This is a genomic window from Aeromonas sp. R2-4, from assembly GCF_040908365.1.
GTDB lineage: Bacteria > Pseudomonadota > Gammaproteobacteria > Enterobacterales > Aeromonadaceae > Aeromonas > Aeromonas veronii.
In genome coordinates this window covers 18,537-31,860 of the sequence record NZ_JBFODO010000004.1, presented here as the reverse complement: position 1 = coordinate 31,860, position 13,324 = coordinate 18,537, and the positions used below count along the sequence as shown (strand labels likewise).

At 58.9% G+C, this 13,324-nt stretch carries 1 protein-coding gene; it reads left to right on the top strand.

Annotation, left to right across the window (positions count from 1 at the left end):
- The first annotated feature begins 458 nt into the window (after window positions 1-458).
- Window positions 459-13,304: a retention module-containing protein gene (locus tag AB5Z05_RS01715; RefSeq protein ID WP_368149954.1), complete on the top strand. Its 12,846-nt coding sequence runs from the start codon at window positions 459-461 to the stop codon at window positions 13,302-13,304.
- Window positions 13,305-13,324 lie beyond the last annotated feature (20 nt).

Genomic DNA, 13,324 nt, shown 5'->3' with positions numbered 1-13,324 from the left:
CTGCAGAGCATTCGATGGCAGGCGTTTGATCGATACAGTTACGTACTGGCAATTTTTGCTGCTGACCTGGATTGCTGCCGTATTGTTCATACATTCTGGCAATGTCATATGCTAATAATTGACTAAATATGCAAATTTGCGGTGTTGTGGTGTGATCTTTTGACCTTCGGATTATGATCCATTTATTGAGGCTGCAGTGGATTTATCGTCAAACGACAGAAATGGTCACATGGAGTCTGATAGACCTGTTAATAAAGGTGATGGAATTGGGTTCATCCAAATCTCATTTCATTTAAAAAGGCCTGTTAGATGCTCAATCTTGTAAGTTATGGCCATTTTATGGCAATCATTGTCGAAAATAGCGAAAAGACCCACTTAGTCTGGTGCGGTATGATTATTGAACAGACAAGTACCCTGTAGGTACTGATGTTGGTGGTTAAGGTTTTGCTGGAGGTTGTATGGCAGAGTTGCAAATTGAAAAGTCCACGGTGATCACCCAACTCGAGGGCTCCGTGTTTGTCATCAGTGCAGATGGATCTGTCATACGAGCAAAGGTGGGGATGGCATTGCAGCCGGGGGATCGCCTGCAAGCTGCCCAAGATGGCCACTTTCAACTAGCCGAGCCGGGCAGTGATCCTGCTGGTGAGCAAGATATGGCCGCCAAACCTGAGCCCGCGACGCCTGCTGCTGATGGACAACCGACCGATCCGGAACTGGCCTCGTTGCAAGAGGCGATCCGTCAGGGTATTGACCCGACCGAATTGTTCCAGGAGACCGCCGCCGGTAACGCATCCGCCGCGGGTAATATCGGTGGTGTAGCCGGTTCCAGCTCGGGTGGATTTGTGGTGGTCGATCGTACCAACGATTCCACCCTGGCCGAGGCCGGTTTTGATACCGATTATGCTGTGCAACCGGTGGGCGATGAGCTGCTGTTTTCCGAAGAGCGCGATTTCTTTGCCGCCATCACCATCACCGAGCCCCAAACCAGCGACAACATTATCAACGCCGATGAAGCGGCTGGCGTCATCATTCGTGGTGTGGTGGATGATGTGGAGGTAGGCCAGCCGGTCACTGTGACCCTTATCGATCAGGCGGGAAATTCACTGACGGTGACGACTGTGGTGCTGCCCGGCCTGGTGTGGGAAGCCAATTTTGGCGATGTGACCGGCAAGCTGGTGGATGGCCCGTTGCAGATTGTGGCCAACACCCAGGATCAGGCGGGCAACAATGCCAGCGACACCGGACAGACTCTGCTTGATACCATCACCACCATTACCCTCGATCTCACCGATGAGAGCGACACCGGCGCCAGCCAGACCGATGATCTGACCCGCGACAATACCCCGCTGCTGCAAGGGAAGGGGGAGCCCGGCGCCACCGTCACCCTGAGCCTTGGCGGCAGCGTGCTCACCGTCCTGACGGTGGATGCCGCCGGTAACTGGCAATATCAGCTGCCGCAGACCCTGGCCGATGGCCAGTACCAGTTTCAGGTCAATTCCGTGGATATTGCCGGCAACCGCGCCAGCGATACCCTTGTTATCAATGTCGATACCCAGGCCTTTATCGATATCGATGATCTCGATACCACTGCCCTGTTTGGCAACAGCAGCGCCACCCTGAGCGGTTCCACCAGCAATGTGGAAGCGGGTCAGAGTGTCACCATCACACTGGTCGACAGCAATGGCCAGCCGCTGTTGACCACCTCGGCACTGGTGGGGGCCGATGGCCGCTGGCAGGTATCAGGTCTTGATCTCTCCGGTATCAATCAATCCTTTGAAGTGCGTGCCAGTGTCACCGATCTGGCGGGCAACAGCGCCAGCGATGGGGCACCGCTGATCGGTCAGAGTGAGACCCTGACGCTCTCCGAAGCCGGATTGGCCGATGGCCCGATCACCGCGACCGGCAGCCTCAATACCGGTGCCGGTCAGGATGGCAATCTGCAAGTCCAGTTCGCCGCCGATCAGAGTGCCTTGGAAGGGCTGGGGCTTGTCAGCCATGGCGCGCCTCTTGGCTACACCATCAACGGTCAGACCCTGACCGCCAGTGCCGGTGGGGCGACAGTCTTCACCCTGACCCTCAACAATGACGGCAGCTACCGCATCGTCTGGAGTCAGAGCCTGGATCACGGTCAGGACGTGTTGCGCCTGCCGTTCAATCTCGAATATCGAGACAGCGACGGCGATCTGGTGAAGGCGCCGCTGGTGATCAATCTGGTGGACAGCAATCCGCCCAGCTTTGAGATCCCGGCCATTCCTCTGACCGAAGATGCCTTTACCAACGGTGCCGCCGTGGTGGGCGAGAGCAGCTTTGTGGTCAAACACACCGCCGATCCTCTGCTGGTGGATTCGCTGGTGTTCAGTAATCAGAACAGTACCCTGACTACCCTCAACGGCTCGGGTCTTGCCAGCGATGGTCATCCTCTGACCTTTGAATTTGCCGATGATCGCACCTTGGTGGGTTACTACCTGAATGGCAGTGGTCAACGGGTAGAGGTGCTGCGTGCCGAATTGAATGCGCAGCAGCAGGGCAGCGATCTGGCTGGGCGGGTAGTGGTCACCCTCACCGGCCCGCTCGATCATCAGGGCAGCGATACGCTTTCCCTCGGTTTGCAGGTGAGCGCCAACGAGATCGATGGCGACAGCACCAGCGCCAACCTGACCCTGACCGTCAATGATGGCAGTGATCCCGCATTGGGCATCGACAAGGGCGTCTCGCTGCAAGAGGGGGGCAACCAGAGCATCGATGGCCAGCTGCCGGTGACGGAGGGGTGCGATCGTCTGGTTTCCCTCAACTTTGAGGCCAGCCAACCGGCACTGGATGGGCTCACCAGCCAGGGCAAAGCGACGACTTACGAGGTTAAGGACAACCAGCTGCTCGTCAAGGATTGGCAGGGCAAGACGATCCTCACTGTTACCATCGGGCTGGATGGCAAATACAGCGTCTCCCTGACCGGGGTGTTTGACGAGCCGGAAGCGACCAACAGCCTCAACCTTGGTCTGAAGGTACAGGGCTCAGATTTTGACGGCGACAAGAGCAATCTCGGCACCCTCAATATCACCATTACCGATGGTGCCTTGCCGCAGGTTAATCCAGTCTCCCTCACGCTCACCGAAGATAGCAACTGGCAGCAGGGCCAGACCCTTGATGGCGATCTGACTATCACTGCAGGCAGCGATCCGCTGGTCAGCATCACCTTCGATGCCAATCAGCCGGGGCTGCAAGGGTTCACTTCGGGCAAGCAGGCCGTGACCATCACGGTTGCCGACCATCTTATCGAGGGGCGTACCCCAGATGGCAAACTGGTGTTTGAGCTGACCCTCGGCAACGATGGCAAATACAGCTTTACCCTCCATCAACCGCTGGATCAGGGCAGTGCCGACAGCCTGCTCAAGGCGGGCTTTACCCTGCTCGACAGCGATGGTGACAAGGTATCCTCCACCATTACCGTGGCGGTGGGTGATGGTGCCAATCCGACCATCTCCGCCGTGACCGGCGCCACCATCACCGAGATGGCACAAGGGGAGGCTGCCGCGGTCAGCACCATGAGTTTCTCGGTCGCGCACGGCAGCGATGCCCTTGACCCCAACTCCCTCGGCTTTGATATCGCCGCTATTCAGAGCACCCTGACCGGACTCACCAGCCACGGCAACCCGGTTACTTTCACCGTTGATCCCGCAACCGGCCAGCTGGTCGGAACCGCCGGTGGCCAGGTGGTGCTGCGCGCCGAGCTGAGCCTGGTCGATAACAACGGTAACTGGAGCGTCACCGCCAAGGTTACCCTGAGCGGCGAGCTGGATCACAAGGGGAGTGAATCCCTCAACCTGCCGCTGGCTGTCACCCTGGCCGACAAGGATGGCGATCGCATCGGTACCACGCTGCCGCTCACCATTGCGGACGGCAAGGCGCCGAGCTTTATTCCGGGCACCGGTGTAACCCTGGATGAGGGGGGCCTCACCGGCAGCAACAGCTTGAGTCAAACTGGTCACTTCGATGTGCAAGCCGGGTCGGATCGGGTGGGCGAGGTGGCCTTTGCCTATGCCAGTGAACAGCCTGCGCTGACCGCATTGGGTAAACCGGTGCAGTACGAGCTGGTGGATGGTGACCCGCTGATCCCGGGCAGCCAGCTGCTCAAGGGTTATGTGATGGTGGATGGCCAGCGGGTCGAGGTGTTCGAGGTCAAGCTGATTGGCAGCCTCGATCAGGCGGGCAAGAACGGGTTTGACTATCAGGTCACCCTCTATCAGGGGCTTCATCAGGGCGGCAACGCCGTGACCGAGCTGCCCATCAAGGTGATCGTCAACGACTACGACAAGGCGGGCGGTAACAACGACAGTACCAGCGGCACCCTCAATATCCAGATTGGGGAAGGGGAGAAACCGACCCTCACCCTGACCGATGTAACCCTCAATGAAGGGCGCTTCGATGGCGCCAATTCTGCCACTGATGACCAGCAGACGAGCGGCAAAATCACCATCAAGGCTGACTCGGATCCGGTGACCGATGTGCGACTGACCCTCTCCGGTCAGGTTATGGATGCCAGCGGCAAGCCCATCACCCATAACGGCGAAACCCTGACCTGGAAAGCGGTTGGCACGGATGGTCACACCTTCCAGGCGGTGACCAGTGGTGGTCTGGTTGTGATGACGGTCTCCATCCCCACAGTGCCCGCCACCATCGCCGCTCACACCAGCGCAGAGATCGGTTATCAGGTAACGGTGCATACCAACCTGGATCACGGTGCAGACAACAAGCTGGAGCTGAATCTGCCGGTCGAAGTCACCGACAGCGACGGCAGCAAAAATCAGGGAACCGCTACCATCACGGTGAGTGATAGTGCAGAGCCTGTGCTCGGTCTCGATAAAGGCGTCGCCCTGCAAGAAGGTGGCAACCAGAGCATCGATGGCCAGCTGCCGGTGACGGTGGGCAGCGATCGTCTGGTCTCCCTCAACTTTGAGGCGAGCCAACCGGCGCTGGCGGGGCTCACCAGCCAGGGCAAGGCGACGACTTACGAGGTTCAGGACAACCAGCTGATCGTCAAGGATTGGCAGGGCAAGGCAATCCTCACCGTTACCATCGGACTGGATGGCAAATACAGCGTCTCCCTGACCGGGGTGTTTGACGAACCGGAAGCGACCAACAGCCTTAACATAGGCCTGAAGGTACAGGGCTCAGATTTTGACGGTGACAAGAGCAACCTCGGCACCCTCAATATCACCATCACCGACGGTGCCTTGCCGCAGGTTAATCCTGTCTCCCTCACGCTCACCGAAGATAGCAACTGGCAGCAGGGCCAGACCCTTAACGGCGATCTGACTATCACGGCGGGCAGCGATCCGCTGGCCAGCATCACCTTCGACGCCAATCAGCCGGGGCTGCAAGGGTTCACCTCGGGCAAGCAGGCCGTGACCATCGCGGTGGCCGATCATCGTATCGAGGGACGTACCCCAGATGGCAAGCTGGTGTTTGAGCTGACCCTCGGTAACGATGGCAAATACAGCTTTACCCTCCATCAACCGCTGGATCAGGGCAGTGCCGACAGCCTCCTCAAGGCAGGCTTTACCCTGCTCGACAGCGATGGTGACAAGGTCTCCTCAACCATCACTGTGGCGGTGGGAGATGGTGCCAATCCGACCATCTCCGCCGTGACCGGCACCACCATCACCGAGATGGCACAAGGGGAGGCTGCCGCGGTCAGTTCCATGAGTTTCTCGGTCGCGCACGGCAGTGATGCCCTTGACCCTAACTCTCTTGGTTTTGATATCGCCGCAATCCAGAGCACCCTGACCGGATTGACCAGTCATGGCAACCCGGTCACTTTTGCCGTCGATCCCGCAACCGGCCAGCTGGTCGGAACCGCCGGTGGCCAGGTGGTGCTGCGCGCCGAGCTGAGCCTGGTCGATAACAATGGCAACTGGAGCGTCACCGCCAAGGTCACCCTGGGCGGCGAGCTGGATCACAAGGGGAGTGAATCCCTCAACCTGCCGCTTGCCGTCACCCTGGCCGATAAGGATGGCGATCGCATTGGTACCACGCTGCCGCTCACCATCGTGGATGGCAAGGCACCGAGCTTTATCCCGGGTGCTGGTGTGACCCTGGATGAGGGGAACCTCACCGGCAGCAACAGCCTGAGCCAAACCGGTCACTTCGATGTACAAGCCGGGTCGGATCGGGTGGTGGAGGTGGCCTTTGCCGATGGCAGCCAGCAACCGGCGCTCACAGCCCTCGGCCAGCCCGTCAAATACGAGCTGGTTGATGGGGACCCCGCCATCCCCGGTAGCCAGCTGATCAAGGGCTATGTGATGGTGGATGGCCAGCGGGTCGAGGTGTTCGAGGTCAAGCTGGTTGGCAGCCTCGATCAGGCGGGCAAAAACGGGTTTGACTATCAGGTGACCCTCTATCAGGGGATCCATCAGGGTGCCAACGCCGTGACCGAGCTGCCCATCAAGGTGATCGTTAACGACTACGACAAGGCGGGCGGTAACAACGATAGCACCAGCGGTACCCTTAATATCCAGATTGGTGAAGGAGATAAACCGACCCTCACTCTGACAGGTGTAACCCTCAGCGAAGGGCGTTTCGATGGCTCCAACTCGGCGGTGGATGACCAACAGGCTAGCGGCAAAATAATCATCAAAGCTGACTCGGATCCGGTGACCGATGTGCGACTGACCCTCTCCGGTCAGGTTATGGATGCCAGCGGCAAGCCCATTACCCACAATGGCGAAGTATTGACCTGGAAAGCGGTTGGCACGGATGGTCACACCTTCCAGGCAGTGACCAGCTCTGGTCTGGTGGTGATGACGGTGTCCATCCCCACTGTGCCAGCCAGCATTGCCGCTCATACCACTGCAACCATCGACTATCAGGTAACGGTGCATACCAACTTGGATCACGGTGCAGACAACAAGCTGGAGCTGACCCTTTCGGTCGAAGTCACCGATAGTGATGGCAGCAAAAATCAGGGAACCGCCACTGTCACGGTGACTGATGGCATCAACCCGATCATATCCGCCATTGAATCGGTTCGGGTCGAGGAGTCTGATCTCGATGCAGTGAACGGTCAGCATCCGGGGACCACACCTGCAGGGAGTGGAGAAACCGATAGTGGCAAGGTGACCATCACAGCCGGTTCGGATCGGGTTGCCTCCCTTGAGCTGGATGTGGCTGCATTCAATCAGGCCAATCACCTCACATCGGGTGGCAAAGCGGTTACGCTGGCTGCACACAGCACCGGCTGGTATCTGGCTACGGCCGAGGGGGGCAAACCCGTTTTCTGGGTCCACCTCGATGTTAACGGCAGTTACAGCGTCCATCTGGTTGGACAGCTTGATCACGGTGCACAGGGCAAGGATGAGTTGACCATCGAAGTGCCGCTGTTTGTCACCGATCATGATGGCGATCGTAGTCCGAACGTCAGCGTGAGCGTGACGGTACAAGATGACATGCCTATCGGCACTGTGCTGGCTCATACCCTGAGCGAGGGGAGCAGTACCGTGACCGGCGATCTGCTGCCTACTGCCAATGAAGGTGCGGATGGTGCCCGTGTCGAGTCGATTACCATCAATGGCCAGACGTACGCCATCAATGGCTCTTTGATACAAGATGTGATGAGCCCCGATGGCAAGCAGGTGATGGGAACCCTGACCATCTCTGCCGACGGCTCCTACTCCTTCAATCCTGCGGCCGGTTTCAATCACGATGCAAGTCAGCTCAGTCAGGTGGTGACAGCCCATCTGGTCGATGGCGATGGCGATCGTGCAGACAGCACACTGACTCTCAATCTGCAGGATGAAGCGGTGCGCTTTACCGTTAGCGCAGCCATTGGTAACGAAGATCAGGGGGCGCAAGACCCGAGGCTGGGTATCCCTATCAACATGCAGCTCGATATTGGCGATTTCGATCGCGGTGAGCATGTGGACCAGCTCCTGATTCAGGCGCCCACCAATGCCCATGGCACCTTCTATTACAACGGGGTTGCCCTCACCACCACGGCTGATGGCAAGTGGTTTATCGTGCCGCCAGCGGCCATGGTGACCAGTGATAATGTTCACTACACCACTCAGGGGGTGACCTTTGTGCCTTCAAGCAACTGGTCGAGCTGGAACAATGGCGGTCAGCCGCTGCACTTTCAGGTGCAACTGCAGGTCGGTGTCACCGAAGGGGCGGCACCTGCGGCCGTAACGGGGGATCTGGCTGTGACGGTGCGCGGTGTGGCCGACAAGCCGTTGTGGGATACAGCCAACACCACTCGCCACTATGACACCAATGAAGACAGCACGGGTATCAAGCTGGACGTCAAGGCGAGCCTGACTGATACCGACAGCTCCGAGACGTTGACCTATCAGATCAAGCTGGAAGCGGGCAAGGGAACCCTGATGCTCAACGGAGTCGAGCTCAAGCCAAATAGCAATGGCATCTACACCGTTTCGGCCGGCAACATCAACAAGGTGACTGTGGTTCCCGGCAAGGATTTCAGTGGTGACATCAAGCTGTCGGTGACGCCGATCAGCACCGAGAAGAACCCGATCGCTCAGGGTCAGGGTACGGCGCAGGGAGACAAAATTGATCTGGTGATCAACGTCAATCCGGTGGCAGATGACGCCAAGCTCACCGTGCGTGACATTCAGGGCAAGGAAGACACCCTGCTCGATCTGGGCAGCAAGATCGCCCTTGCTCATCTGGGTGACAAACTCGATGGCTCCGAGCAGATGTTTGTCCGCATCAGTGGTCTGCCTGACGGTGCAACCTTGTTGCTGGGTGGTTCCGCCGTTGCACAGAACATAGCCGGTTACTATGAGGTTCCTTTTGATCGGATTGGCGAACTCAAGCTGCAACCGCCGAAAAACAGCAACGTCGATTTCGACCTGACCATCAAGGGGGTGGTGAAAGACACGGCGACCTTGACCGATGCCAACGGCCAGACCCATACCGTGGTGAACGAAAAGGAGACCGGCTCCCAGACCCTTCATGTGGATCTGGTGGGGGTGGTGGATCAGCCTCACTTCGAGCTTGGCAATACCGGCTGGGAGGCCGAAGGGACAGGCTATGCCATCACAGTGGGCGAGGATGGACGGGCACCGCTCAACTTTACCCTCACCTCGGGCGAGTGGGTCGATACCCCGAACGATACTTCCGAGAGCCTCAACGTGGTGCTGCAAGGGCTGCCGGAAGGTGCTCGGGTCTTTGATGCCAATGGCAAGGAGCTGACCCTCACCTTTGCCGGACTCGACGCCCATGGCAAGCCGACCTATCAGGTCGATGTCTCCGATTTTGGCAACCTGCTTATTCAGCCGCCCCATAACAGCACGGCGGATTTGAACCTGATCGCCAAGGTGGTGGTGACCGAGAACGATGGCGACCACAAGAGCTTCGATGTGCCGCTGCATATCAAGGTGGAACCGGAGATCGATGCCACCGACTACAGCAAAACCAGCCATGGCCTGGAAGATCAGTTTACCGTGCTGGACTGGCATCCGACCCTTACTGACGGCGCCGAGAAGGTGACGGCACTGAGTCTCTCCGGGGTGGAGGATGGCTACCAGATCTGGCTGCGAGTCGGCGGTGTCGAGAGCCAGCTGACCGTGGTCAGTGGCAAGGTCACCCTGACTGCCGCCCAGCTCGACAGCCTGCTCAACGGGGGGCAACTGCTGGTGAAGGCGCCGGAGGATAGCGATCGGGATACCAATATCCAGAGCCATGTTACCGTGACCCAGCATGATGTGGATTCGGGCGCGGTGGCCGAGAAGGTGATCGATGGCAATCTGCATGTCGATATCCAGGCCGTGGTGGAGCCCGATGGCGTGCTGACCCAGAGCGGTGGAGCTCTCGTGGGGCAGAGTGGTGCTGATATAGACCTGGCTGGACGCTTCGTCTTTACCGACCTCGATCCCTCGAGCGTGGAGGAGATCGACTATCTGGTGATCAACCTGCCGGTGTTGAACGGTGGTGCAGGCGATCAGTTTGTGGTGGTTGGCGGCATCAACAACGGTAACGGCAGCTGGATCGTGCCGGCGGGCAATCTCGGCAGCTTCAAGCTGCATGCGCCGGACGGGTTTGTCGGCAAGGTCGAACCGATCCGCATCGATGCCATGGTTATCGACCGGGGCGATGATGGCGATGCCAGTAGCCATGTCAAAGTGAGCCTGGAAACCAGTGCCGAATTTGAAAACAAGCCAGTGACGCCCAAGACGCCGGCGGCGACTGTCGATATCGACGACAACGCCGTGCTGGTGGGCAAGGAGGATATCCGGGTTGATTTTGGTCAGCAGCTCAAAGGCGTGATCCATATCGGCGCCGCCGATCAGGCGAGCGACGAGGTGACCATTGTCCTCAAGGGGTTGCCAGCAGGCGTCACCATCAGCGGGGCCGAGTACAACATCTCGACCGGTGAGTACGTCATCAAGGTGCCGCCGTCACTGGCGGGCCTGGAGGGGTTGACCCTCGGCTTGCCACAGGACTTTGCCGGTTCGCTCAATATCGAGGTGAAGGTGGTGAATACCGATACCGCCAGTGGCGACATCAAGGTCGACAGCAGCACGGTACGGGTCGACGTGGCCCCCGTGGTCGATGTGAATGGTGGTCGTGGCGAGCATCCGGAACTGACTCTGACCGTTCAGGACACCAACCATGACGGACAGCCGGACAATCTGGAAGACACCCACATTCACCTCGACTTGTCGGTCAAACTGGCCGATATCAGCCCCTCCATCGCGGGCGGCGGCCTCGAAACCGTTGAGCGGGTCACCGTCACGGTGGATGCGAAATATGGCTACTTCCTCGATGGCAGTGGCAAGCCGGTTAACACCCTGGTGGTCAACGATGTGGCAGCACTCAAGGATTTGGTGTTTGTGCCCAAAGAGCACTTCAGCGGTCAGGTACCGCTCGACATCAAGGTCGATATCGTCGATACCGCGCTGGTCGGCGGCCAACAGGTGACTGACAGCGGCAGCTGGAGCGGACAGGTCGGCTTTGAGGTGAGACCGGTCAACGATCCGGCCCAGCTCTCGGTTCACAGCGTCACGGGGAGCGAAGATGGCACGGTCAACCTTGCCGGATTTGGCGCAACCCTTATCGACAATGATGGCTCGGAGCAGATCGTCGCGCTACAGATAAAAGGGGTACCGGATGGCTTCACCCTGTCGGCTCCGGCGGTCAACAATGGTGGCGGCGTCTGGCAGGTACCCGTGGGGACCGATTTCTCCAAGCTGACCCTGATCCCGCCAGCTGATTTCAGCGGCACTGTGGAGCTGTCGCTGAGCGCCTTTACCTTGGACAAGGGGCTCACCATTCCGCTCGAAACCAGTGGCAGCTTTACCGTCACCGTCAATCCGGTGGGGGATGCCCTTATCGCTGACATTCAGGGTCAGGCGAGCGGTACCGAAGGGGATGTGATCACGCTGGATCTGGGGCTGGAGACCCGGGATAACCAGCCAACCGGCGGCAGTGCGGGTAATGTGCATGAGAACAAGCCCGAGCAGGTGCGGGTCACCATCGAAGGGGTGCCTGATGGCGCCGAGATCCGATTGCCAAATGGCGTGGCGGGGACGGTTGTTGAGCTGGGTGGCGGTCGTTGGCAGGTCACTACCGAGGGCGGCAAGCTGGGTGCAGTCGAGCTGGTGACCAATGATGCCAACGGTGCACTGGATCTCAAGATCACCGCCCAGAGCCTCGACAACGGCGCCCTTGGCCCCGAGGTCAATGGCACCATCCATGTGGATGTAAGCCCGGTCAACGATGCGCCAATCAACGTATTGCCAACGACCCCTCAGGTCGCGCAGGAAGATCAGCCTTTTGTCATCCACGGTTTGCAGGTGAAAGATGTGGATGCGGGCAACAGCCCCATCAAGATCACCCTGTCGGTGGAACATGGCACCCTGACGTTGCCTGCTGGCAGCGGCGTGACGGTAGTCGGCAACGGCACCGGTTCGCTGGTGCTGACCGGCACGCTGGCCGATCTCAATGCCTTGCTCTCTGGTGGGGTCACCTATCAGGGCAACAGTGATTTCTACGGCAATGACGCCCTGACCATGGTCACCAACGATCAGGGGAACACGGGTAGTGGCGGGGCACTCAGCGATACCGATGTGCTGCCCATCGAGGTGCAGCCGGTCAACGATGCGCCGGTCAATCAGCTGCCTGGCAGCATGACGGTGAAAGAGGATGGTTCTCTGTCGCTATCCGGTGTCAGCGTGAAGGATGTGGATGCAGGCAGTGCGCCTGTCTCCATGGTGCTGCGGGTCGAGCATGGTGTGCTGACCTTGCTGGGTGCAACCGGTGCCGTGATGGTGCAGGGAGCGGGTACCAGCGAGATCACTCTGGTGGGGTCGCTGGCTGATCTCAACCAGTTGCTGGCAAGCAACCTGCACTATGAACCGGCCAAAGATTTCTGGGGAGAGGATACCCTTACCGTCACTACCTCCGATCAGGGCAACACTGGTGCGGGCGGTTCTCTGAGCGACACCGATCAGGTGACCATCACTGTCACTCCCGAGCCGGATATGCCGGGTCTGACGGTGGATCAGCATGCGTTCCATGCCTTGCAGGGGGCCGTTATCCCCCTTGGCATCAACGCCAGCGTGGTCAATCCGGCAACCGATGAGCTCTCCATCCGCATCAGCGGCCTGAATGGGGCGCAGGTGCAGGATGAGCATGGTCAGAGCATCGGTCATGCCGATGGCAATGGCGACTGGCTGATCCCGGCCGATCACTCGGTTCCGCTCTACTTCAGCGGTTTTGGCGACGGTGACCATGTGCTGGGGATCAGTGCCGAGTCGAGAGTCGGCGGCTCAACCGTCAGCACGCCCCTTGAGACCATCACGGTGCACGGCCAGAGTGGTCATGAGCTGGTCGGTTCCGATCAGGGGGATTGGCTGTTTGGTTCCTCCGGCGATGACCGTCTATTGGGGGGGCATGGCAACGACATTCTCACCGGCGGGGCTGGCAGCGATCTCTTCGTTTGGCAGCACGGGGACGAGGGGAGTCAGGGACAGCCCGCCATCGATACCATCACTGACTTCCATCCGGAGCAAGGGGACAAGATCGATCTGGCTGACATGCTGCAAGGGGTCACTGGCAATGGTGTCGATGATCTGCTCAAGCACCTCTCAGCCTCGGTGACCACGGGGAGCAATGGCCTGAGCGATGTGAATCTCTCGGTTTCCCCTGCGGGTGATGGCCAGATAACTCAGCAGATCACCCTGAAGGATGTGGACCTGACCAGCTGGAATCTCACCAGCACCTCGTCCCACGATATCCTGCAGAGCATGCTGGAAGATCAACATAGCCTGATCATCCAGCACCCCTGATAGCGTGTGTGAAGCGTAAA

Coding starts and splice junctions, on each gene's coding strand:
- AB5Z05_RS01715 (WP_368149954.1), top strand. CDS start 459: ATGGCAGAGTTGCAAATTGAAAAGTCCACGGTGATCACCCAACTCGAG.